This is a genomic window from Comamonas sp. HJ-2, from assembly GCF_053615495.1.
The window spans coordinates 128974-150295 of the sequence record NZ_JBSIFD010000009.1; the positions used below are offsets into that span (position 1 = coordinate 128974).

Sequence of the window (21322 nt, forward strand, 5' to 3'; positions counted from 1 at the left end):
ACCAACCATGGCTGACGGCGATGCGTTGCACATCGCCCGAACCAAGGCATCTTCTGCTGTCGGATTGTCAGAAGACACTAAAAAGCAGACTCCCTAGGAAACCTGCTTTTTGGTGTGTTCTTTAAGCGCACTCCACAAGCGCCAAAGGCTGGAGACCCTTTTACGAGTCTCCAGCCCTTGATTTCACTGAATTACTTCAGTTCAGCCTTGGCACCGGCTTCAACCAGCTTCTTCACAGCGGCTTCAGCGTCAGCCTTGGGAGCGGCTTCCTTCACGGTCTTGGGAGCGCCGTCGACCAGATCCTTGGCTTCCTTCAGACCCAGGCCGGTGATTTCGCGCACAGCCTTAATCACGGACACCTTGTTAGCGCCAGCGTCGGTCAGAACGACGTTGAACTCGGTCTTTTCTTCAGCAGCAGCAGCGCCACCAGCAGCGCCGCCAGCAGCGGGAGCAGCCATAGCAGCGGCGGACACGCCAAACTTCTCTTCAATAGCCTTGACCAGGTCGTTCAGTTCCAGAACAGTCATGCTGTCCAGGGCGGTCAGGAATGCGTCTTTATCGAATGCCATTTTGATTTCCTAAAATTGGTTGGTTTTGCCGAGCACTCAGGCTGCGGCTGTTTCTGTTGCCGCTTCGGCAGAGCCTTCGCCCTTCTTGGCCGCCAGAGCGCCCAGCACAACGGCTGTACGCGAGATAGGCGACATGAGCAAGCCGCACAGTTGTGCGAGCAGTACTTCCTTGGAGGGGATGTTTGCCAGTTGCTTAACGCCGTCGATGTCCAGGGCCTTGCCTCCGAACGCGCCACCGCGAATCACCAACTTGTCGTTGGTCTTCGCGAAGTCGGCCACCACCTTGGCGGCAGCCACTGCGTCTTCAGAGAAGCCATAGATCAGGGGACCAGTCATCTGGTCAGCCACCACGTCAAACGCGCTACCGGCAACAGCACGGCGGGCCAGGGTGTTCTTCAACACGCTCAGGCTCACACCCTTGCTGCGAGCATCGGCACGCAGTTTGGTCATGTCGGCGACCGTGATGCCACGGTATTCCGCGATCACAAGCGTTTGAGCTTTAGCGGCGAGGCTGGTCACTTCGTTGATGACCGCTTCTTTCTCACTGCGATTAAGACTCAAGGTCTACTCCTTCAAATGCATATGCAAGGCAAGCCCTGCATACACGCTCTTGTTGCAGCGACCAACTGTTTAGGAAAATTTCCATCTGCAGCGGGATCGCCATCTGCGTTGGCCTTCGTGATTAAGTGATCAAATCACACCAACGGTCTTGGATGACCTGCAGGAGCAACAACTCCCGCAGCCCACCACACCAGATGAGCAAAGCTCATCTGACGATTTCTAGCAATTACGCCGAGATGGATTGTGTATCGACGCGAACGCCCACACCCATGGTCGACGAAACAGCCACCTTGCGCAGGTACAGACCCTTGCTGGAAGCAGGCTTGGCCTTGTTCAGTGCATCGATCAGAGCAGCCAGGTTGCCCTGCAGCTTGTCGGCATCGAACGAACGGCGACCGATCGTGCCGTGCACGATACCAGCCTTGTCCACGCGGAACTGCACCTGACCAGCCTTGGCGTTCTTCACGGCCGTAGCGACGTCAGGAGTCACGGTGCCAACCTTGGGGTTGGGCATCAGGCCGCGGGGGCCCAGGATCTGACCCAGCTGACCCACAACGCGCATAGCGTCGGGAGCAGCGATCACCACGTCGAAGGGCATGTCGCCGGCCTTGACTTGAGCAGCCAGGTCGTCCATGCCGACCACGTCAGCGCCGGCGGCCTTGGCTTCTTCAGCCTTGGCGCCTTGTGCGAACACAGCCACGCGAGCAGTCTTGCCGGTACCGTGAGGCAGCACCACGGCGCCACGCACCACTTGGTCCGACTTCTTGGCATCCACGCCCAGTTGCACGGCCACGTCGATGGATTCATCGAACTTGGCAGTTGCAGCTTCCTTCACCAGCGCCACGGCGTCAGCGAAAGAGTACAGCTTGTTGGAATCAACCTTGCCCTGGAGAGCTTTTTGCTTCTTGGTCAACTTGGCCATTTACACACCCTCCACGATCACGCCCATCGAACGGGCAGAACCAGCCAGCGTACGCACAGCAGCGTCAACGTCAGCGGCGTTCATGTCCTTCAGCTTGGTCTTGGCGATTTCTTCCAGCTGAGCACGTGTGATCTTGCCAACCTTGTTCTTCAGAGGATTGGAAGAGCCCTTGTCCAGCTTCACTGCCTTCTTGATCAGAACGGTTGCGGGAGGAGTCTTGATGACGAACGTGAAGCTCTTGTCAGCAAAAGCCGTGATCACCACGGGCAGAGGCAGGCCGGGCTCGACACCTTGGGTCTGGGCGTTGAACGCCTTGCAGAATTCCATGATGTTGAGGCCGCGCTGACCCAGCGCAGGACCAATGGGAGGAGAAGGATTGGCCTTACCAGCTGGCACTTGCAGCTTGATGAAGCCGACGATTTTTTTCGCCATGTTGAGCTCCTTACGGGTATAGCGCCATTTGCAATATCTGCAAACAGCTCCCCGAGGTTGCTGACTCTACAAAAAAGCTTCGCATCGAGTCAAAAAATGCGAAGCCCTAGATTCTATTGCGAATCTCAAGTTTTCTCAACTTGAGAGAATTCCAATTCCACAGGAGTCGCGCGGCCAAAGATGGTGACCGAGACACGCAGACGGTTCTTTTCGTAGTTGACTTCCTCGACGGAGCCATTGAAGTCCGCGAACGGACCTTCCTTGACACGAACCATTTCGCCGACCATGAACTCGACCTTGTGGCGGGGCTTTTCGGTGCCCTCCTGCATCTGGTCGACGATCTTGCGAACTTCCTCTTCAGAAATGGGGGCAGGACGGTTCTTGGCACCGCCAACGAAACCGGTCACCTTGCTGGTGTGCTTCACCAGGTGCCAGGTATCGTCATCCATCACCATTTCGACGAACACATAACCGGGGAACAGGCGGCGCTCTGTGGTGCGGCGAGTACCGTTGCGCATTTCCACCACTTCTTCGGAAGGCACCAGGATGCGGCCAAACTTGGACTGCATGTCCGAGCGAGCAATACGCTCCGCAATATTGCGCTCGACAGCTTTCTCCATACCCGAATAGGCATGGACGATATACCAGCGCAGATCGGGATTGGCGGGTCCCGCTGCTCCACCATTCACATCTGTTTCGACTGCATCAGCCATTACTTCCTCCAGCCCAAAATCAAGTCGTACAAGACCCATTCAAGCGTCTTATCGGTGAACCACAAGAACAAGGCCATCACCACCACAAACGCAAAGACATACAGTGTCATCTGCATGGTTTCCTTGCGGGTGGGCCAGACCACCTTCTTCACCTCACGCCAAGCATCACGAGCAAAGCCAATGAAGCGCTTGCCCGGCTCAGAGATCAGAAACACGCCAGCAGCCAGCACCAGGCCGACAATCAGAGCCGCCCACTGAACCAGCGCACCTTGCTTGCTCAACAGATAAAAGCCAGCAATAGAAGCAACAACTAAAGCCGCAACAGCGGCTAATTTTGCTTTGTCAGCAGCAGAGCTGACTGTTTCAACCTGAGTAGTGGCCATATTTTGTTTCAAATGCACAAAAATGTGCAATTTCAAGACACAAAAGCCCGCCAAAGGCGGGCTCTTGTTGATTCCACCATTAAGAGGTGGCAGGGGCAGTAGGAATCGAACCTACAACCTTCGGTTTTGGAGACCGACGCTCTGCCAATTGAGCTATACCCCTACAAATCAATTATGCAATGATCGTGGCAACCACACCGGCGCCCACAGTACGACCACCTTCGCGGATAGCGAAGCGCAGACCTTCTTCCATGGCGATGGGGGAGATCAGCTTCACAGTGATCGACACGTTATCGCCAGGCATCACCATTTCCTTGCCTTCGGGCAGTTCGATGGAGCCGGTCACGTCAGTTGTACGGAAGTAGAACTGGGGACGGTAGTTGTTGAAGAAGGGAGTGTGGCGACCGCCTTCGTCCTTCGACAGCACGTAAACTTCAGCAGTGAAGTTGGTGTGGGGCTTGATGGAGCCGGGCTTGCACAGCACTTGGCCGCGTTCCACGTCTTCACGCTTGGTGCCGCGCAGCAGCAGACCCACGTTGTCGCCAGCTTGACCTTGGTCCAGCAGCTTGCGGAACATTTCCACGCCGGTGACGGTGGTCTTGACGGTGTCCTTGATACCGACGATTTCGATTTCTTCGCCGACCTTGACGATACCGCGCTCGATACGGCCGGTCACCACGGTACCACGACCGGAGATGGAGAACACGTCTTCCACGGGCATCACGAAGGCGCCGTCAACAGCACGCTCGGGAGTGGGGATGTAGGTGTCCAGAGCTTCGGCCAGCTTCAGGATGGCAGGCTCGCCCTTGTCGGACTGGTCACCTTCCAGGGCCAGCTTGGCGGAGCCGCGGATGATGGGGGTGTCGTCACCGGGGAAGTCGTACTTGGACAGCAGCTCGCGCACTTCCATTTCGACCAGTTCCAGCAGTTCTTCGTCGTCCACCATGTCGGCCTTGTTCAGGAACACGATGATGTAGGGCACGCCCACCTGACGCGACAGCAGGATGTGCTCGCGAGTCTGGGGCATGGGGCCGTCAGCAGCGGAGCAAACCAGGATAGCGCCGTCCATCTGAGCGGCACCAGTGATCATGTTCTTCACATAGTCAGCGTGGCCGGGGCAGTCCACGTGAGCATAGTGGCGGTTGGCAGTTTCGTACTCAACGTGCGAAGTGTTGATCGTGATACCACGAGCCTTTTCTTCAGGGGCGTTGTCGATCTGCGAGTAATCCTTGGCTTCACCGCCGAAGTGCTTGGACAGCACGGTAGCGATAGCAGCAGTCAGGGTGGTCTTGCCGTGGTCAACGTGACCGATGGTGCCCACGTTCACGTGGGGCTTGGTGCGCTCGAATTTTTCTTTTGCCATTTTTCCGACTCCGAAAAAATTAATTCACTGCAAGAGGATTTCGGCGCAACCCTATCAAGCGAGCGCACCAGAAAATGGTGCCCATGGCGGGAATCGGACCCGCGACCTCTCCCTTACCAAGGGAGTGCTCTACCACTGAGCCACATGGGCAAAGAAGCTGCAAAAACAACTTCTAAAATCTTTGCTCGCAAACTGGAGCGGGAGACGGGAATCGAACCCGCGTCATTAGCTTGGAAGGCTAGGGTTCTACCATTGAACTACTCCCGCACAGATTTACTACTGCACGTGACTGCTATTTCTAGCAATCGCTCTTCTCAACCATTGCTGGTGGAGGGGACAGGATTCGAACCTGTGTACGCGTTAGCGGGCAGATTTACAGTCTGCTGCCTTTAACCACTCGGCCACCCCTCCGAAGAGACTTGAATTGTAGCATCTATTTCCAGCTTAAAAAGAAATTTTGAAATTTCTTTTTTCTTACCGAAGATCGATGCTGGCGCGGCTGGCGGGGATCGAACCCACGACCCTTGGCTTCGGAGGCCAATACTCTATCCACTGAGCTACAGCCGCGAATCCGTCAGGCCGCTCGCACGGCCAACAACAATTCAACAGCCGCAATTATTGCACGGGTTTGGACACCCAAATCACAAATTCACCTGAAATCCCAAACCAGACAAGTAGACATCCACCGACATCGAACCGACCTTGACCAATGAGAAACTCCCTTCCGTCAATACCCAACCATGTATAAGACCCACAAAAAGAGAGTGCAAACCGAGGGCAGCCTCTTCCGGGGATACCGACAACCGCACGGACTGCCCCTGTGCCGCAGCCGCCAGGTCGTGCGCAAATTTTTCCCGAGCAAAGCCTGAACTTTCTATATGCTGCAAACGCACATCAGCCAGTTCGCCCACGTATTCCATTTTGAATAGCGCCGTTTCAAACACCTTGCGTCTGCGCTCATCCTCGTCCAAGCTCTCGAACACACACAGGATGGAGTGACGAATGCGCTCTAGCGGCAACAGGTCACCATACCTGTCGTCACAGATTTCTTCGAAAGGCAGGCATATGCGCCCAAGCATGGAAACAAAGACATCCATCTTGTCCTTGAAGTGCCAGTACACCGCTCCGCGTGTCGCCCCTGCACGCTGGGCGATATCGCCCAGAGAGGTTCGAGATACACCTTTCTCGAAAAACACCTCTTCAGCCGCATCCAGCAGCTTGGTGCGCGTCTCATCCGCTTCAGCCTTGGTTCTTCGAGCCATCACTCACCCTCTCCATCAATCGCCGGCGATAGCTCGCCGCGAGAAAAGCCATTTCTCAGCTGCTTTACGCAGCGTTTGCAATTATACATTTATGCATGTATGTATAATTTCCCTAGCACCGATATGCAGGAAACCATCTAGGGTTTCCACCCGAATGAGCGCTCCACTGCGGACAGCGCTCTTTTCTCGTTTTCACAATGTCAACCGGAAGGACGTTCATGCACCCGATGTATGAAGCAAACCAGGCTCCCGACAATCAGTCCCATTCAGCCGCATCCGGCACCCGCTCCATGGTCATAGGCCTGAGCTTGGCTGCTGCACTGGGCCTAGTCGCATGCAGTGACAAAAACGCGGAAGCTCAAAAAGCACAAGCAGCCGCTCAGGCACAGCCACCCGAAGTTGGTGTGGTGACGGTATCCATGCAGAACGTGCCTTTGATCTCCGATCTGCCAGGCCGCCTGGAGCCATCGCGCATCGCTCAGGTTCGCGCGCGCGCTGCCGGCATCGTGCAAAAGCGCCTGTTCCAGGAAGGCTCGGATGTCAAGGCTGGCCAAGCCCTGTTCCAGATTGACAACACCCCGTACAAAGCCAACCTGCAGAGCGCTCAGGCAACCCTGGCACAGGCCGAAGCCAATCTCGCTCAGGCATCTGCCACCGCACGCCGCTACAAGCCCCTGGTGGAAGCCAATGCCATCAGCAAGCAGGAGTACGACACCGCCATTGCCAACGAAAAGGCGGCACTGGCACAAGTTGCGGCAGGCAAGGCGGCTGTCACCAATGCCAATGTCAACCTGGGCTATGCCAGCGTGACCGCCCCCATCTCCGGACGCATCGGCCGCGCCCTGGTGACGGAAGGCGCTCTGGTCGGCCAGGGCGAAGCCACGCAGCTGGCGACCATTCAGCAGGTCAACCCGCTGTACGTGAACCTGACCCAGTCCTCTTCCGACATCATGCGCATGCGCGAAGCGCTCAGTTCCGGCAAGTTAGCAAAGGTAGGTGACAACGCCGCGCGGGTCCACGTCTATTTGGACGATGGCAAGGAGTACGCACACACCGGCAAGCTGCTGTTCACCGACCTGACCGTGGACCCGACTACCGGCCAGGTCAGCGTGCGCGCGGAGTTGCCCAATCCCGACGGACTGCTGCTGCCCGGCACTTATGTGCGCGTGCACCTGGAGCAGGCCCAGGTCGAGAATGCCGCGCTGATTCCGCAACAAGCCGTGACCCGCAACGAAAAGGGCAACTTCGTCATGATCGTGGCCGAGGATGGCTCCGTGGCACCGCGCCCCGTTCAGATCAGTCAGTCCAGTGGCAATAACTGGGTCGTCACATCCGGCCTGAAAGCGGGAGAAAAAGTCATGGTGGACGGCCTGATCAAGGTGGGCATGGGGGCCAAGAAGGTCAAGCCCGTCGAGATCAACAATGCGGCTGCCGGCGCACCAGCACAACCCTCTGCTGCGGCCCCCGCCGCACCTGCGCAAGAGAAAGCCGCCACACCAGCCGAAGGTGCTGGCGAAGGCCAGGCAGCCAAGTAACAGGCACGATCCATGTCAAAGTTTTTCATCCACAGACCGATCTTTGCCTGGGTGATCGCGATTTTCGTGATCATTGCGGGCGTGATCTCCATCACCAAGCTACCGGTGGCACAGTTCCCATCGGTCGCACCTCCGACCATCAACGTGACAGCGACCTACCCGGGCGCCACGTCACAAACCATGACGGACTCCGTTCTGCAACTGATCGAGCGCGAAATCAACGGCGCGCAAGGTCTGATGTATATGGAAGCCTCCGCCCCTGCGGGCGGTCAAGGCACTCTGACCGTCACCTTTGCTCCGGGCACCAACCCCGATCTGGCGCAGGTGGACGTGCAAAACCGCCTCTCGCGCGTGTTGCCTCGCCTGCCCCAGGTGGTTCAGGCCCTGGGCGTGCGCGTGGACAAGTCCATGAGCAACTTCCTGATGATTCTGGCCTTCCAGGCCGAGTCCGGGGAGACCTCGCGTGACGACATCGCCGACTATGTGAACCGCAATGTGGTGCCTGAAATCCAGCGTCTGGACGGCGTGGGCAAGGCACAGCTGTTCGCATCGGGTCGTGCCATGCGCGTCTGGGTGGATCCTGCCAAGCTCCAGGGCTTCGGTCTGTCGATTGCATCGGTCAACGCAGCGATTGCCGCGCAGAACCAGCAGATCTCCGGTGGCGCCCTGGGCAACCTGCCCAGCACACCCGGCACCACGACCACGGCCACGATCGTGGTGCCCGGCCAGTTGACCACGCCCGAGGAATTCGGCGAAGTGGTGCTGCGCTCCAACTCCGACGGCTCCACCGTGCGCCTCAAGGATGTGGCCCGCATCGAGCTGGGCATCGAGAGCTATGCCTTCGAGTCCCGCCTGGACGGCAAGCCCGCCGTGGCCATGGCCGTGCAGCTGACCTCGACGGCCAACGCCATGGCGACCGCCAAGCTGGTCAAGGCCAAGATGGCCGAGATGGAGCCTTTCCTGCCTGCCGGTGTGAAGTGGTCCTCGCCCTACGACACCTCCAAGTTCGTGAAGATTTCCATCGAAAAGGTGGTGCACACGCTGCTTGAAGCCATCGTGCTGGTGTTCATCGTGATGCTGATCTTCCTGCAGAACATCCGCTACACCCTGATCCCCACCATCGTGGTGCCTATCGCGCTGCTCGGCACGTTTGCCGTGATGCTGGTGGCCGGCCTGACCATCAATATTCTGGCCATGTTCGCCATGGTGCTGGTGATCGGTATCGTGGTGGACGATGCCATCGTGGTGGTGGAAAACGTCGAGCGCATCATGGCCGAGGAAGGCCTTCCTCCCAAGGAAGCCACCATCAAGGCCATGGGCCAGATCCAGGGCGCCGTGGTCGGCATCACCGTGATTCTGGTGACGGTGTTCCTGCCCTTGGCCATGTTCTCCGGCGCGACCGGCAACATCTATCGCCAGTTCTCGCTGGTGATGGCCATCTCGATCTTCTTCTCGGGCTTCTTTGCGCTGACGCTGACGCCTGCGCTTTGCGCCACCATGCTCAAGCCCATTCCCAAGGGCCACGCGCACGACAAGAAGACCGGCTTGCTCGGCCCGTTCTACAACTGGTTCAACCGCAAGTTTGACGCAGGCACGAAGCGCTACTCTTCCGCACTCTCCGGCGTGGTCAAGCGCTCCGCTCAAGCCTTTATCGTCTATCTGCTGGTGATTGCCGGCGTGGTCTTCATGTTCATGCGACTGCCTACGGCCTTCCTGCCAACGGAAGACCAGGGCTATGTCATCTCGCTGACGCAACTGCCTCCCGGCGCCAGCCTGGAACGCACGAGCAAGACCGTTGCCGAGCTGGAAAAGTTTGTGCTGAGCCAGCCCGAAGTCGATCACATCGTGAGCATTCTGGGCTTCAGCTTCATGGGCCAGGGCCAGAACGTGGGTCTGGCATTCACCACGCTCAAGGACTGGTCCGAGCGCACAGCGCCAGGCTCGGACGCCAAGTCTTTCGCCGACCGAGCCAAGGGCGCCATGTCAGCGCTGCGCGATGGCTTCATCTTTACCCTGGTGCCTCCATCCATCTCGGAACTGGGCAATAGCGATGGCTTCACCTTCCGCCTGCAGGATCGTGGCAGCAAGGGTCATGCAGCCTTGCTGGCAGCCCGCAACCAGCTGGTTGCCAAGGCCAACCAGAGCCCGGTTCTGGCCGGCGTGCGCTTTGATGGCGTGGATGACGCCCCTCAATGGCAGGTCGATATCAACCGCGATGCGGTCTATGCCCAACGCGTGAGCATGGGCGATCTGGCCACCACTCTGGCGACCGCTCTGGGTTCGTCCAACTCCACGGACTTCCCCAACAACGGTTTCATGCAGCGTGTGACCATCCAGGCCGATGCGGCTCGTCGCATGCAGCCCGAGGACGTGATGCGCCTGACGGTGCCCAACGCGCAAGGCCAGCTGGTGGAGCTTTCCACCATGGTCAGCGCCAAGTGGATCAGCGGCCCCATGCAGCTGACACGCTACAACGGCTACCCCTCCATGAGCATCACCGGTCAGGCCAAGCCCGGCTTTACCAGCGGTGATGCCATGAAGGAAATGGAAAAGCTGGCCCAGGAACTGCCCGACGGCTTCGGCTACGAGTGGACCGGCCAGTCTCTGGACGAGAAAAAGGCGGGCTCCTCGGCCATGCTGCTGTATGCGTTCTCCATCCTGGCCGTGTTCCTGTGTCTGGCCGCACTGTATGAAAGCTGGAGCATCCCGCTGTCCGTGCTGCTGGTCGTGCCTCTGGGCGTGTTCGGCGCCGTGGCCGGCATGCTGATGCGCAGCATGCCCAACGACATCTACTTCCAGGTGGCGCTGATCACGGTGATCGGTCTGTCGGCCAAGAACGCCATTCTGATCGTGGAGTTCGCCAAGGACCTGCATGCTGAAGGCAAGAGCGCGCTGGAGGCCGCGCTGGAAGCCGGTCATCTGCGTTTCCGTCCCATTCTGATGACCTCGCTGGCCTTTATTCTGGGCGTGGTGCCGCTGTACATCGCCTCCGGCGCCAGCGCTGCCAGCCAGAAGGAGATCGGCACCGGCGTGTTCTGGGGCATGGTGATCGGCACGCCGATCTCCGTGTTCCTGGTGCCCGTGTTCTTTGTGGCCGTGTTCAATCTGTTTGGCAAGAAGTCCAAGCAGGACTCCAACGCCACTCCCCCGGCGGCAACTTCTGCAGCACAGGGAGGCTCGCAACATGAATAAAACCTTGCTACCCGTAGCACTGGCCGGCGCGCTGCTGGCCAGCGGCTGCTCCTTCATCCCCACGCTGGAGCGCCCTGCAGCTCCGGTGGCCGAGCACTACTCGGCCACCGACGAGCAGGCTGGCGCCACGGCGGCTGCCGACATCCCCTGGCAGCAGTTCTACACGGACCCTCGCCTGCAGCAGGTGATCCAGCTCGCGCTGGAAAACAACCGCGACCTGCGTGTGGCCGTGCTCAACATCGAAAAGGCACAGGCTCAGTACCAGATCCAGCGTGCCGGCCAGTTCCCGGAATTCGGTGTCGCAGGCAGCGCCAGCCGCCAGCCCAGCGCCACCACGGGCCGCTATGCCAACTCGTACATGGTGGGCCTTTCCATGCCCAGCTGGGAGATTGATTTCTGGGGGCGCATCGGCAGCCTCAAGCAGCAAGCTCTAGCCCAGTATCTGGCGACCGAGGAAGGCCGCAAAGCGGCCCAGATCAGTCTGATTGCAACGGTCGCCAACACCTGGCTGAACCTGCAGGCTGACGAGGAGTTGCTGGCCATTTCCCGTCGTACCCTGGGCACACGTGAGCAGTCCATCAAGCTGACCAAGCTGCGACTGGACTCCGGTGTCGCTTCCGAGCTGGACTACCGCCAGGCTCAGTCGTTGACCGAAAGCGCACGCGCCACGCTGGCCCAGCAAGCCGGTCAGCGCGAGCGCGACGTCAACGCCCTGACCCTGCTCGTGGGTCAGACCCTGCCTGCCGATCTGCTGACCAGCATGCAAGGCAAGCAACTGCGCGATCTGCCAGCCCTGGCCGATGTGCCTTCGGGCCTGCCTTCTGACCTGCTTCTGCGCCGGCCCGACATCCGCCAGGCAGAGCAAAGCATGATCGCCGCCAATGCCAGCATTGGTGCGGCACGTGCGCTGTTCTTCCCGAACATCTCCCTGACCGCCTCGGCTGGTTTCGCAAGCTCCGACATCTCCGATCTGCTCAAGTCGGACTCTGCGGCGTTCACGATTGCGCCTTCGCTGTATCTTCCCATCTTCAATGCAGGCCGCAATCGCGCCAATCTGCAGGTTGCAGAAGCCAGCCAAAAGATTGCCGTGGCTCAATACGAAGGCTCCATCCAGTCGGCCTTCCGCGAGGTGTCCGACACCTTGGTGAATCGCCAAGCACTCAAGGATCAGCTCGATGCCCAATCGCGTCAGCTGGAGGCAGAGCAGGTTCGCTACAAGCTGTCGGACCTGCGCTACACCAACGGTGTGGCCAGCTACCTGGATCTGCTGGATGCGCAGCGTTCACTGTTTGCACTGGAGCAGTCCGTGGTTCAGGTCCGCCTGGCACAGCTGCAAAACCAGGTCAATCTCTACAAGGTGCTGGGCGGCGGCTGGACGCAGGCAAGCGCCAGCGACAACCCTGCGGCAGCAACTACAGCCCAGTAATCGGGCCAAGTTTTGCGCTCTCACACAAGGCGTCTTCGGACGCCTTTTTTCATGCACGCCACAAATTGGCTGCACAAAGTTGATCCAACTCAACTCCTTTATGCAGCAGCCGTCAACCCGGATCGTCGTGCACTGGCGTTCTTAACCCTCACTTCTATAATGGTTTGTTCATCCCCATCCCACGATCTCAGAGGACTTCATGAGCGAGCAACACCACGAAGAAGCCCATACAGGCCCCATTAAAAAACCCAAGCAGTTGTTGCTTGCCGTCTTCTTCTCGTTTGTGGTTCCCATCTTCGTCATCATCGGTCTGGTCAAGTTCGTGACTTCGTCCGACACCACGGGCGCAGGTACGGCCAATGCCGAAATGGCCAAGGCCATGCGTCTGCAAAAAGTGGGTACGGTGGAAATTCGTGATGCCAACCGCCCCCTGCGCGGCGGCGCGGAAGTCTTCAAGTCGCAATGCGCGGCCTGCCATGAAACCGGCGTAGCCGGCGCACCCAAATTCCAGGATGCAGCAGCCTGGGGCCCGCGCATCAAGCAGGGCCTGGAAACGCTGGTGCACTCTGCCCTGGCTGGCAAGGGTGCGATGGCGGCCCAGGGTGGCGGCGAGTTCAATGACACGGAAATTGCCCGTGGCGTGGTCTATATGAGCAATGCTGCCGGCGCCAACTTCCCCGAGCCCCAGCCTGCAGCCGGCGCTGCAGCCGGTGATGCCCCCGCAGCAGCAGCTGCGGCCCCCGTCGCCGCTGCACCTGCAGCAGCTGTTGCAGCCGCCGAGCCAGCACCTGCAGCCGCCCCGGCTCCCGCAGCTGCCGCGGCCTCCGATGTGGGCAAGAACCTCTACAACACCACCTGCATGGCCTGCCACGCCAGTGGCGTAGCCGGGGCTCCCAAGTTTGGCGACAAGGCTGCCTGGGCACCTTTCATTGCCAAGGGCATGGACGATATGGTGCAGAAGGCCACCCAAGGCGTGGGCGCCATGCCTCCCAAGGGCGGCTCCACCGCATCGGATGCAGACTTCAAGGCCGCCATCCAGTACATGGTGGATGCAGCCAAGTAGGCGCCCCTCTGCCCCGCAAAAACCGGCTTTTGGCCGGTTTTGTTATTTTTGGCCTCAAACCCCTTGCACACAAGCGAAAGCAGCTATCAAACTTGATAGCCCTCAGGACTGGGCACAAAACCGAACTGCAACGGCAGCAAGGCGCTCTCGATCTCCTGCGCCTCGGGCAGCGCACCACTCTCCAGCGCATTGGCGGCATCCAGCATGTCCAGGCTGTGCACCATGCCCAGGCCTTGCGGCAGGGCCAGAAACAGCCGCCCCAGCTCGTCCAGCAGCACCTGCTGCACCTGTTCGGCAGCCAGCTCCTGGCCCGTATGACTGTGCAACTGCAAGCCATGCTCCGCGTATCGCAGACGCCATATCCATGGCGCGCTCTCCAGTTCCACATACACGCGCTGCGGGCCGTTCTGAAAATACCAGCGACCATCTGCCTCGACCAGATAGTTGCGACCGATGAATTCGGCCAACTTTTCGTGGCGCAGCAGATTGCCCCTGGAGCCGGGTTTGCCGCTGGCAAACGCACCGCAGACCTGGGCCTGCTCGTCCCTGAGCCACCACTGGCCGCGCGCATCCAGACCCAGCCAGCCACTGCAGGCCGGGACATTGGGCCACTTGAGCATGGCCTGTTTCACGATGTCATCCATCACTCATCTCCTGATTATTCTGCGAACGCTCAGAGCCACTGCTCCAGCCATTCGGTCACGGCCAGCGGCATGGCCTGCACATGGGCGGGCCAGGCTCCGCTGGCAAAGCCCACATGTCCGCCGTGCGGCGGCTGCCATAGCTGCACGGTGGCACTGACCTCATCGTGCCTGGGCAGGCTGTGCGCCGGCACAAAGGGATCGTTGCGCGCATTGAGCAGCAACAAGGGCACGGCCACTTGCTTGAGCAGGGGCTTGGCCGATGCCCGGCGCCAGTAATCATCGGCATCCCTGAAGCCATGGACCGGGGCCGTGAACACATCGTCAAAGTCATGCAGGGTGCGTGCGCGCTGCAGCCGCTCCCTGTCGAACACCCCCGGCGACTGCTGCCATTTGGCGAGGGCCTTGGGCACCAGGGTACGCATGAACATGGGGGTGTAGATCCAGCGATTGAGCCCCTGGCCCAGATTGACGCCTCCGGCCACCAGGTCCAGCGGCGCACAGATCACTGCCGCGCCCTTGACGAGTTCTGCGGCCGCCTGCTGCTGCAGCCCGGCCCAGCGCGCCAGGGCATTGCCGCCCAGCGACACTCCCATGGCTAGCAACTCTCCGCCCGCGCCTTGACGCAGCCGATGCAAAATCCAGTCCACCTCGTCCGCATCGCCGGAGTGGTAGGCGCGTAGCAAGTGATTGGGCTCACCGCTGCAGCCGCGAAAATGCGGCACGGCCAGATGCCAGCCGCGCTGCGCGCAGACCTGTGCCAGGGCCTTGGCGTAGTGGCTGGAGGAAGAGCCTTCCAGGCCATGAAACAGCACCAGTGTGGGAGCGCTTGCACTTGCCAGATGGCTTGAAAAATCGATATCGATGAAATCGCCATCGGGCGTATCCCAGCGCTCGCGCCGCCACGCCGGAGACTCTCCGCCCTTCGCACAGAGTGCAGCCCAAATGGTCTGGACATGACCTCCGGGCTGCCACCAAGGTGCGCGAAATTGTTCGAAATTCATGAGAAACCCAGCCAGCTCCGCAGCTCTGACTGCAGGGCGTCTTTCTGTGCCGCACGCCAGACCAGCTCAGGCGGAGCCACATGAATTCCCGGTGGTGCCTTGAGCAAGGCTGCCTCCACCAGGCGGGCCACATGCATGGCGCGCACCGGTCGCTCCGTCTGCGGCAGCATATAGCTGAGCGCCGACAGCATGGTCTTTGCCGTGCGCTGCAGCCAATGGCCTGCATTGATTTTCTGGGCTTCTCTGGCCGAGCGCACAAAAATCAGGCGCTCGAAGCCCAGCGCAGCTACGCCTTGCTCATTGAGATTGGCCAGCCCCTGCTTCAAAGCCTGGGGCAGGCTACCCATATCGTGGGGCAGCACCACGGCAAGCGTATGCACGCCACAGCGCTGCATCCACTGCGCCACCGCTTGCAGCTGGTCGGGCCGGGGCGTCCACAAGGCGCGCTCGCGCTGGTAATAGGGACGCGGAGGCTCAAACAAGATGAGGCCCACATCGGCGCTCTGCACAGGCCATTGCTGCACATCGCCGTGCAGTTGCGTCAGCAACTCCATGCCACGCAGGCCCTGGACATAGGGCTCGCGTGCCAGCACCTGGACCAGCGCATAGTTCTGCGCGCCTACCACGCGACTGAGCACCTCGTTGCCCAGCGGCCCCGTGGCCCCGGCCAGCAACAGGCGCGGCAAGGTCGCAGTTTTCGGGCCGGGACGCTGTGCGCCACGCAGGGCATCGAGTGGAGAAACAGTGGACATGATTGCAATGCTAGCGCCGCTGGACAGCGGACAAGGTGACAGGCCTTGCACGCACACGAACCAAGCAAGCGCTTATGCTATGGTTTCCGTCTCAATCTCGTGAATGGAAACACCCATGAAACGCTGGCTTCTGGCAATCGCAACCGCGGCCTCCATGCTCTCCCTCACGGGCTGCGGCTATAACGACTTTCAGCGTCTGGATGAAAAATCCAAGGCCGCCTGGAGCGAGGTGCTGAATCAGTACCAGCGCCGCTCGGACCTGATCCCGAACATTGTCGCCACGGTCAAGGGCGAGGCCAACTTCGAGCAGGAGACCCTGACCAGGGTGATCGAAGCACGCGCCAAGGCCACCTCGATTCAGGCCACGCCCGAGCTGATCAACAACCCCGAAGCCTTCAACAAGTTCCAGCAGGCTCAGGGCGAGATTTCCAGCGCGCTCTCGCGCCTGATGGTGGTGGCGGAAAAATACCCTGAACTCAAGGCCAACCAGGCGTTCCGCGATCTGCGCGTAACGCTGGAGGGTACGGAAAATCGCATCACCGTGGCGCGCAACGAATACATAGGCACCGTACAAGCCTACAACGTGCTGGCGCGCAGCTTCCCCACCAATATCACGGCCAAGGTATTCAGCTACAAGGTCAAGCCGACCTTCACGGTACAAAACGAAGCCCAGATCTCGCAACCACCAGCCGTTGACTTTTCCACACCCGCAGCGCCTGCTGGCAGCAAGTAATTGTGCGCAGCGCTCTTTGAATCCATGCAAAAATCGCCTCAAGCCCTTATCCATAAAGCGCTTGCAGCTATTGTTTTTGCTAGCATGGTGCTACTGTCGGCGCTGCCGGCCCTGGCGCAGGGTGGCGCAGGCGCTCAGTTGCAAGCTGTGCCCGAGCTGACGGCGCGCGTCATCGACCAGACCGGCACGCTGAGCCAGAGCGATCAGCAGGCGCTGAGCGAGCAGCTCAAGAAACTGGAGGACGAGACCGGCGCCCAGGTCGCCGTGCTCATGGTCGCCACCACGGCTCCGGAAGACATTGCTGCCTATGCCTGGCGCGTGGCCAGCAGCTGGAAGCTGGGGCGCAAGGACATAGGCGACGGCTCTCTCATCGTCGTGGCCAAGAACGACAGGCGCATGCGCATCGAGGTGGCGCGCAAGCTCGAAGGCGCGATTCCCGACATCCAGGCCGCACGCATCATCGACGGCGCCATGAAGCCGCGCTTCCGCGCCGACGACTATGCGGGCGGACTGTCTGCCGCCATCGAGCAGATGAGCCTGCTGATTCATGGCGAGAAACTGCCCGCGCCGCAGTCCCAGGCTCGCAAGTCCGGCCCATCCTGGTCCGAACATCTGGACTTTCTGCTGCCGCTGCTGTTCTTCGGCTTTCCGATCGGGATTGCCATCGCCCGCGCCATCTTCGGCCGCGTGCTGGGTTCGCTGCTCATTGGCGGCATTGCCGGGGCGGCCGCTTATGTGATCACCACCAGCCTGTTGATTGCAGGCGTGGCCGGCGTTGTTGGCCTGATCTTCACCCTGCTCTCCAATCTCTCGCGTGGCGGAGGCGGCCCCTACATCAGCACCGGCGGAGGCGGCTGGAGCAGCGGCGGCGGCGGTGGTTTCAGTTCCGGGGGCGGCTTCAGCTCCGGTGGCGGCGGCAGCTTTGGTGGCGGTGGCGCCTCGGGGGACTGGTGAAATGAGCAATGTCTTTCAACGCCTGGCACGCCTGGTACGACACCGCTGGGCCGAACAGCATCTGCGCAAGGCCTTGCCGCCTGCCACGCTCAAGGAGCTGGAATTGCTGATCGCCAAAAGCGAGCTGGGCCACACCGGCCAGGTCCGCATCTGCGTAGAGGCCGGCCTGCCCTGGAGCTATATCTGGCGCGATGCCACGGCGCGCGAGCGCGCTCTCTCGCAGTTCGCCAAGCTCCATGTCTGGGACACGGAGCACAACAACGGCGCCCTGATCTACCTGCTGCTGGCGGACCACGCCATAGAAATCGTGGCCGACCGCGCCCTGGACCGCACCATGAACGCCGAGCAATGGCAAACGCTGATCAGCGATATGCAGTCCGCCTTCCAGGGCGGGCATTTCAGCGTGGGTCTGGTATCGGCACTGGAGCGTGTCAACCGGCAGCTGCAGGCGCATTTTCCGCGCAAATCCGCGGCCAACACACAGCGAAACCTGCCCGATACGCCCGTGATCCAAAGGCATCTGCCGGGCCGCAGCCGCTGATCCGGTTCTGCCGCCGCATGCGCCGGCTGCAGACCGCAGAAGCCTCAGGCCAGCACATGTCGCCCGTACGGCGAACACAGCCAGAGCACGGCCGCCACATTGATCAGGGCCATGAGCCAGAACTGCAGCTGAAAGCTGGTCTTGCTGCTTTTGTGGCGCAGCCACTGCTGGGCCAGCAGGGCGCCGGGCCAGCCTCCGGCCAGCGCCATGGTCTGCAGCGTTTTTTCCGGCGTGCGCCACTGCCCCTTCTGGGCGGCCCATTTGTCCTGCCAGTAGGCCATGAAGGTCAGCATGCTCAGGCCTGCATAGATCAGCCAGAGGATGCGCGGTATGCCCCAGATCACGGCAGTGGCCAGCATCATCAGCAGCCAGACCAGCAACACGCCATAGCTGAAGCCACTGGAGGCATGCCAGCCCTGAGGCACCGCACGCGAGGACTGCAAACGCCCTGCAGAAGGGCTGTTGCGCCGCACCGAAGAAGACCGTGCCTGAGGCACTGGGCCGCCAGCTCGCCACGCAACCTGAAGCGCGCGCTTTCTGCCCTGCTCCATGCCGACGGCAAACTCCAGGCGCAGGCCGGGCCGAGGACGCTGCTCTGCGGGCGGGCGCGGCTCAAAAGCACTGATATGGACAAACAGGCGCTCGCCACCGCCATCGGCCTCTATCCAGCCAAAGCCACGCTCGTCATTCCATTGCGTCAAGGTACCGCTGTAGCGCATCCATGTCCTTTGTTGTTTTTGACACCGAGAACAGGCCCGGTGATGCAAAAAGCAGGCGGGCCCTATCCAGAAAAAACCTTTTTACCCGCATGGCTGTGTTAGTTTTGGGGCAGCCGTATTTTCTTAAGAAAGCACTCAAGCATGCAGAAATCTCTGTTCTCTCTGGCCGTCATCAGCTCTGTCCTGGCACTGAGCGCCTGCTCCTCCATCAGCCCCAGAGGCGCCGAAGCACCGGCTGAATACGACTACGCACTGAGCTGCAAGCTCAAGGAAGATGACCCCAAGAAGTGCGAAGCCCAGATCCGAGCCCTCTGCGAAGACCCCAGCAAGGCCGTGGTGCGCAAATCGCGCCATGTGGACCCCAAGGACAACTCCGTGGTCTACGGCTATCAGGCCGCCTGCAACGGCTAAACCGCTTGCGCGCTGCCGCGGTTCAGAATCCTGCTGGTTTCGGGATCAGTCCCTTTTGGCACAAGCGCAGTGCGCTTCGATTTACGCAGCAGCAGTCCATAAAAAAAAAGCCACCGCATGCGGTGGCTTTTTGCTGCTGATGCATGTGCTCAGGGCACAGCACATCAACGCTTCTGGCGGTACTTGCGCAGAGCCGCAATCTGAGCCGCCATCACGGCCAGCTCGGACTGTGCACGAGCGATGTCCAGTTCGCCCTTGGCGTTCTTCAGGGCTTCCTCGGCCGCAGCCTTGGCCTTTTGCGCCTTTTCATCGTCCAGATCCTTGCCGCGGATGGCGGTGTCGGACAGCACGGTCACGCAGTTGGGTTGCACTTCCAAAATGCCGCCGGCCACGAAGACGAACTCTTCGCTGCCGTCAGGCATTTCGATGCGCACCGAACCCGGCTTGATGCGGGTGATCAGCGGTGTGTGGCGGGGATAAATGCCCAACTCGCCCGCTTCACCGGGCAAGGCGACAAAGCGCGCTTCACCGGAGAAGATGGACTCTTCGGCACTGACCACATCAACGTGAATAGTGTTCATCTTTGCTCCTAGAAAAGGTAAAAACTGGTCCTAAAACAAGCACACCCCAAGCCAGAGACGCCGAGCAAGGGCCGCCCCGCAGCGAGGGCGTCGTCCCCCTCCTGAAAGAGAGGGGGAAGCGGCGCGAGCCGCTCAGGGGGTGCAAGCCAGTTAGGCAGCCAGCTTCTTGGCCTTCTCGAAGGCTTCGTCGATGGTACCAACCATGTAGAAAGCCTGTTCGGGCAGGTGGTCGGCTTCGCCGTTCACGATCATCTTGAAGCCACGGATGGTTTCAGACAGGGGAACGTACTTGCCGGGAGCACCTGTGAACACTTCAGCCACGTGGAAAGGCTGAGACAGGAAACGCTGGATCTTACGAGCACGAGCCACGGTCAGCTTGTCTTCGGGAGCCAGTTCGTCCATGCCCAGAATCGCGATGATGTCGCGCAGTTCCTTGTAGCGCTGCAGCGTACCCTGCACTTGGCGAGCCACCTTGTAGTGCTCTTCGCCAACCACTTGGGGGTCCAGCTGACGGCTGGTGGAGTCCAGAGGATCCACAGCGGGGTAGATACCCAGCGAAGCGATGTCACGGGACAGCACCACGGTGGAGTCCAAGTGAGCAAAAGTGGTGGCGGGCGAGGGGTCGGTCAAGTCATCCGCTGGCACGTAAACGGCCTGGATGGAAGTGATCGAGCCAACCTTGGTGGAGGTAATACGCTCTTGCAGCTTACCCATTTCTTCAGCCAGGGTAGGCTGGTAGCCCACGGCGGAAGGCATACGGCCCAGCAGAGCGGACACTTCGGTACCGGCCAATGTGTAGCGGTAGATGTTGTCCACGAAGAACAGCACGTCCTTGCCTTCGTCACGGAACGACTCAGCCATGGTCAGGCCGGTCAGCGCCACGCGCAGACGGTTTCCTGGGGGCTCGTTCATCTGACCGTAAACCATGGCAACCTTGGACTCGCCCAGGTTCTCTTGGTTCACAACGCCAGCGTCGGACATTTCGTGATAGAAGTCGTTACCTTCACGGGTACGCTCACCCACACCAGCGAACACCGACAGACCGCTGTGGGCCTTGGCGATGTTGTTGATGAGTTCCATCATGTTCACGGTCTTGCCCACACCGGCACCACCGAACAGGCCCACCTTGCCGCCCTTGGCGAAGGGGCAGACCAAGTCGATCACCTTGATACCGGTTTCCAGCAGTTCCTGCGAAGGCGACAGTTCGTCGTAAGCAGGAGCCTTGCGGTGGATGGCGGCGGTCAGGGTCTGGTCCACGGGACCACGTTCGTCGATGGGGTTGCCCAGCACGTCCATGATGCGGCCCAGGGTAGCCTTACCCACGGGAACGGTGATGGGGTTGCCGGTGTTGGTGACCATCAGGCCACGCTTCAGGCCGTCCGAAGAACCCAGGGCAATGGTACGCACCACGCCGTCGCCCAGCTGCTGCTGAACTTCCAGGGTCAGGGCCGAGCCTTCCAGCTTCAAGGCGTCATACACCTTGGGCACCTGGCCGTGGGCAAACTCCACGTCCACCACGGCGCCGATACATTGAACAATCTTGCCTTGTACTTGAGCCATTTTTT

General features: G+C 60.2%; 22 protein-coding genes and 5 tRNA genes. 8 read left to right on the top strand and 19 right to left on the bottom strand.

All coding sequences use genetic code 11. The features are described from left to right. Nucleotides 1–191 precede the first annotated feature (191 nt). The 13 genes from rplL to ACWGXF_RS08620 form a co-directional block, all read right to left on the bottom strand. On the bottom strand, nucleotides 192–569 hold the full coding sequence (rplL, locus tag ACWGXF_RS08560) for a 50S ribosomal protein L7/L12 (RefSeq protein WP_003065690.1): 378 nt from the start codon (nucleotides 567–569) through the stop codon (nucleotides 192–194). Between the two features lie 36 nt (nucleotides 570–605). Continuing rightward, complete coding sequence (rplJ, locus tag ACWGXF_RS08565; RefSeq protein ID WP_003065692.1) at nucleotides 606–1130, bottom strand: 50S ribosomal protein L10; 525 nt, start codon at nucleotides 1128–1130, stop codon at nucleotides 606–608. A 226-nt stretch (nucleotides 1131–1356) separates the two neighbouring features. After that, nucleotides 1357–2052: a 50S ribosomal protein L1 gene (gene rplA, locus ACWGXF_RS08570; protein ID WP_003065693.1), complete on the bottom strand. Its 696-nt coding sequence runs from the start codon at nucleotides 2050–2052 to the stop codon at nucleotides 1357–1359. Continuing rightward, nucleotides 2053–2484 carry a 50S ribosomal protein L11 gene (rplK, locus tag ACWGXF_RS08575; RefSeq protein ID WP_003059339.1) on the bottom strand — a complete coding sequence of 144 codons (432 nt, stop codon included), beginning with the start codon at nucleotides 2482–2484 and terminating at the stop codon, nucleotides 2053–2055. It lies immediately after the preceding gene. A gap of 125 nt (nucleotides 2485–2609) precedes the next feature. Further along, on the bottom strand, nucleotides 2610–3197 hold the full coding sequence (nusG, locus tag ACWGXF_RS08580) for a transcription termination/antitermination protein NusG (RefSeq protein ID WP_003065695.1): 588 nt from the start codon (nucleotides 3195–3197) through the stop codon (nucleotides 2610–2612). Continuing rightward, a complete protein-coding gene (secE, locus tag ACWGXF_RS08585; protein WP_012836790.1) occupies nucleotides 3197–3580 on the bottom strand; it encodes a preprotein translocase subunit SecE in 384 nt (127 codons plus the stop codon). Before secE ends, nusG begins: the two co-directional genes overlap by 1 nt. Nucleotides 3581–3667: 87 nt before the next feature. Next, nucleotides 3668–3743: transfer RNA gene (locus ACWGXF_RS08590), tRNA-Trp, on the bottom strand. A 9-nt stretch (nucleotides 3744–3752) separates the two neighbouring features. Beyond that, nucleotides 3753–4943: an elongation factor Tu gene (gene tuf, locus ACWGXF_RS08595; protein WP_012836789.1), complete on the bottom strand. Its 1191-nt coding sequence runs from the start codon at nucleotides 4941–4943 to the stop codon at nucleotides 3753–3755. Nucleotides 4944–5018: 75 nt separating this feature from the next. Continuing rightward, a tRNA-Thr gene (locus tag ACWGXF_RS08600) sits at nucleotides 5019–5093 on the bottom strand. A gap of 43 nt (nucleotides 5094–5136) precedes the next feature. Beyond that, nucleotides 5137–5210: transfer RNA gene (locus ACWGXF_RS08605), tRNA-Gly, on the bottom strand. Nucleotides 5211–5268: 58 nt separating this feature from the next. Next, nucleotides 5269–5354, bottom strand: a tRNA-Tyr gene (locus ACWGXF_RS08610). Between the two features lie 80 nt (nucleotides 5355–5434). Then, nucleotides 5435–5510 (bottom strand) — tRNA-Arg (locus ACWGXF_RS08615). 74 nt (nucleotides 5511–5584) lie between these two features. Further along, on the bottom strand, nucleotides 5585–6205 hold the full coding sequence (locus ACWGXF_RS08620; RefSeq protein ID WP_012836788.1) for a TetR family transcriptional regulator: 621 nt from the start codon (nucleotides 6203–6205) through the stop codon (nucleotides 5585–5587). A gap of 227 nt (nucleotides 6206–6432) precedes the next feature. Here ACWGXF_RS08620 and ACWGXF_RS08625 point away from each other — a divergent pair, with 227 nt between their 5' ends. The 4 genes from ACWGXF_RS08625 (at nucleotide 6433) to ACWGXF_RS08640 (ending at nucleotide 13421) form a co-directional block, all read left to right on the top strand. Beyond that, on the top strand, nucleotides 6433–7740 hold the full coding sequence (locus tag ACWGXF_RS08625) for an efflux RND transporter periplasmic adaptor subunit (protein ID WP_051517631.1): 1308 nt from the start codon (nucleotides 6433–6435) through the stop codon (nucleotides 7738–7740). Between the two features lie 12 nt (nucleotides 7741–7752). Beyond that, on the top strand, nucleotides 7753–10932 hold the full coding sequence (locus ACWGXF_RS08630; protein ID WP_012836786.1) for an efflux RND transporter permease subunit: 3180 nt from the start codon (nucleotides 7753–7755) through the stop codon (nucleotides 10930–10932). Next, a complete protein-coding gene (locus tag ACWGXF_RS08635) occupies nucleotides 10925–12358 on the top strand; it encodes an efflux transporter outer membrane subunit (RefSeq protein ID WP_012836785.1) in 1434 nt (477 codons plus the stop codon). The genes ACWGXF_RS08630 and ACWGXF_RS08635 overlap by 8 nt, the downstream gene beginning before the upstream one ends. 199 nt (nucleotides 12359–12557) lie before the next feature. Beyond that, a complete protein-coding gene (locus tag ACWGXF_RS08640) occupies nucleotides 12558–13421 on the top strand; it encodes a c-type cytochrome (protein WP_256629621.1) in 864 nt (287 codons plus the stop codon). 86 nt (nucleotides 13422–13507) lie between these two features. Here the strand turns inward: ACWGXF_RS08640 and ACWGXF_RS08645 are convergent, their stop codons facing one another. The 3 genes from ACWGXF_RS08645 to ACWGXF_RS08655 are packed head-to-tail and all read right to left on the bottom strand — an operon-like array spanning nucleotide 13508 to nucleotide 15818. Beyond that, nucleotides 13508–14065 (bottom strand): DUF2946 family protein, encoded by a 558-nt coding sequence (locus ACWGXF_RS08645; protein WP_003065376.1) that lies wholly within the window; start codon nucleotides 14063–14065, stop codon nucleotides 13508–13510. Nucleotides 14066–14094: 29 nt separating this feature from the next. Then, a complete protein-coding gene (locus ACWGXF_RS08650; RefSeq protein ID WP_256629620.1) occupies nucleotides 14095–15066 on the bottom strand; it encodes a YheT family hydrolase in 972 nt (323 codons plus the stop codon). Then, entirely contained in the window at nucleotides 15063–15818 is a 756-nt protein-coding gene (locus ACWGXF_RS08655) for a Rossmann-fold NAD(P)-binding domain-containing protein (RefSeq protein ID WP_256629619.1), read from the bottom strand. Before ACWGXF_RS08655 ends, ACWGXF_RS08650 begins: the two co-directional genes overlap by 4 nt. Nucleotides 15819–15933: 115 nt before the next feature. Here ACWGXF_RS08655 and ACWGXF_RS08660 point away from each other — a divergent pair, with 115 nt between their 5' ends. The 3 genes from ACWGXF_RS08660 to ACWGXF_RS08670 all read left to right on the top strand — a co-directional run bounded on the left by ACWGXF_RS08660 (nucleotide 15934) and on the right by ACWGXF_RS08670 (nucleotide 18046). Next, nucleotides 15934–16551 carry a LemA family protein gene (locus ACWGXF_RS08660; protein ID WP_003065385.1) on the top strand — a complete coding sequence of 206 codons (618 nt, stop codon included), beginning with the start codon at nucleotides 15934–15936 and terminating at the stop codon, nucleotides 16549–16551. 84 nt (nucleotides 16552–16635) lie between these two features. Further along, the gene (locus ACWGXF_RS08665; protein ID WP_003065387.1) at nucleotides 16636–17505 is read left to right on the top strand and encodes a TPM domain-containing protein; all 870 of its coding nucleotides are present in this window, start codon (nucleotides 16636–16638) and stop codon (nucleotides 17503–17505) included. A gap of 1 nt (nucleotide 17506) precedes the next feature. After that, nucleotides 17507–18046, top strand: coding sequence for a TPM domain-containing protein (locus ACWGXF_RS08670; protein ID WP_012836779.1), 540 nt, complete (start codon nucleotides 17507–17509; stop codon nucleotides 18044–18046). A 44-nt stretch (nucleotides 18047–18090) separates the two neighbouring features. Here ACWGXF_RS08670 and ACWGXF_RS08675 read toward each other — a convergent pair whose 3' ends face one another. After that, nucleotides 18091–18765: a DUF1294 domain-containing protein gene (locus ACWGXF_RS08675; protein ID WP_452101843.1), complete on the bottom strand. Its 675-nt coding sequence runs from the start codon at nucleotides 18763–18765 to the stop codon at nucleotides 18091–18093. A gap of 141 nt (nucleotides 18766–18906) precedes the next feature. Between ACWGXF_RS08675 and ACWGXF_RS08680 the strand changes: the two genes are divergently transcribed. After that, nucleotides 18907–19176: a hypothetical protein gene (locus ACWGXF_RS08680; protein WP_012836777.1), complete on the top strand. Its 270-nt coding sequence runs from the start codon at nucleotides 18907–18909 to the stop codon at nucleotides 19174–19176. 164 nt (nucleotides 19177–19340) lie between these two features. On the opposite strand, the gene ACWGXF_RS08685 is transcribed toward ACWGXF_RS08680, so the two are convergent. Both ACWGXF_RS08685 and atpD read right to left on the bottom strand, forming a co-directional pair. Continuing rightward, nucleotides 19341–19757 (bottom strand): F0F1 ATP synthase subunit epsilon, encoded by a 417-nt coding sequence (locus ACWGXF_RS08685; RefSeq protein WP_003059364.1) that lies wholly within the window; start codon nucleotides 19755–19757, stop codon nucleotides 19341–19343. A gap of 150 nt (nucleotides 19758–19907) precedes the next feature. After that, on the bottom strand, nucleotides 19908–21317 hold the full coding sequence (atpD, locus tag ACWGXF_RS08690; RefSeq protein WP_003065399.1) for a F0F1 ATP synthase subunit beta: 1410 nt from the start codon (nucleotides 21315–21317) through the stop codon (nucleotides 19908–19910). Nucleotides 21318–21322: the final 5 nt, after the last annotated feature.

Coding starts and splice junctions, on each gene's coding strand:
- nusG (WP_003065695.1), bottom strand. CDS start 3,197: ATGGCTGATGCAGTCGAAACAGATGTGAATGGTGGAGCAGCGGGACCC.
- ACWGXF_RS08620 (WP_012836788.1), bottom strand. CDS start 6,205: ATGGCTCGAAGAACCAAGGCTGAAGCGGATGAGACGCGCACCAAGCTG.
- ACWGXF_RS08650 (WP_256629620.1), bottom strand. CDS start 15,066: ATGAATTTCGAACAATTTCGCGCACCTTGGTGGCAGCCCGGAGGTCAT.
- ACWGXF_RS08630 (WP_012836786.1), top strand. CDS start 7,753: ATGTCAAAGTTTTTCATCCACAGACCGATCTTTGCCTGGGTGATCGCG.
- ACWGXF_RS08640 (WP_256629621.1), top strand. CDS start 12,558: ATGAGCGAGCAACACCACGAAGAAGCCCATACAGGCCCCATTAAAAAA.
- rplA (WP_003065693.1), bottom strand. CDS start 2,052: ATGGCCAAGTTGACCAAGAAGCAAAAAGCTCTCCAGGGCAAGGTTGAT.
- ACWGXF_RS08680 (WP_012836777.1), top strand. CDS start 18,907: ATGCAGAAATCTCTGTTCTCTCTGGCCGTCATCAGCTCTGTCCTGGCA.
- secE (WP_012836790.1), bottom strand. CDS start 3,580: ATGGCCACTACTCAGGTTGAAACAGTCAGCTCTGCTGCTGACAAAGCA.
- ACWGXF_RS08635 (WP_012836785.1), top strand. CDS start 10,925: ATGAATAAAACCTTGCTACCCGTAGCACTGGCCGGCGCGCTGCTGGCC.
- tuf (WP_012836789.1), bottom strand. CDS start 4,943: ATGGCAAAAGAAAAATTCGAGCGCACCAAGCCCCACGTGAACGTGGGC.
- ACWGXF_RS08655 (WP_256629619.1), bottom strand. CDS start 15,818: ATGTCCACTGTTTCTCCACTCGATGCCCTGCGTGGCGCACAGCGTCCC.
- ACWGXF_RS08665 (WP_003065387.1), top strand. CDS start 16,636: ATGGTGCTACTGTCGGCGCTGCCGGCCCTGGCGCAGGGTGGCGCAGGC.
- ACWGXF_RS08645 (WP_003065376.1), bottom strand. CDS start 14,065: ATGGATGACATCGTGAAACAGGCCATGCTCAAGTGGCCCAATGTCCCG.
- ACWGXF_RS08685 (WP_003059364.1), bottom strand. CDS start 19,757: ATGAACACTATTCACGTTGATGTGGTCAGTGCCGAAGAGTCCATCTTC.
- ACWGXF_RS08675 (WP_452101843.1), bottom strand. CDS start 18,765: ATGCGCTACAGCGGTACCTTGACGCAATGGAATGACGAGCGTGGCTTT.
- ACWGXF_RS08660 (WP_003065385.1), top strand. CDS start 15,934: ATGAAACGCTGGCTTCTGGCAATCGCAACCGCGGCCTCCATGCTCTCC.
- atpD (WP_003065399.1), bottom strand. CDS start 21,317: ATGGCTCAAGTACAAGGCAAGATTGTTCAATGTATCGGCGCCGTGGTG.
- ACWGXF_RS08670 (WP_012836779.1), top strand. CDS start 17,507: ATGAGCAATGTCTTTCAACGCCTGGCACGCCTGGTACGACACCGCTGG.
- rplL (WP_003065690.1), bottom strand. CDS start 569: ATGGCATTCGATAAAGACGCATTCCTGACCGCCCTGGACAGCATGACT.
- ACWGXF_RS08625 (WP_051517631.1), top strand. CDS start 6,433: ATGTATGAAGCAAACCAGGCTCCCGACAATCAGTCCCATTCAGCCGCA.
- rplK (WP_003059339.1), bottom strand. CDS start 2,484: ATGGCGAAAAAAATCGTCGGCTTCATCAAGCTGCAAGTGCCAGCTGGT.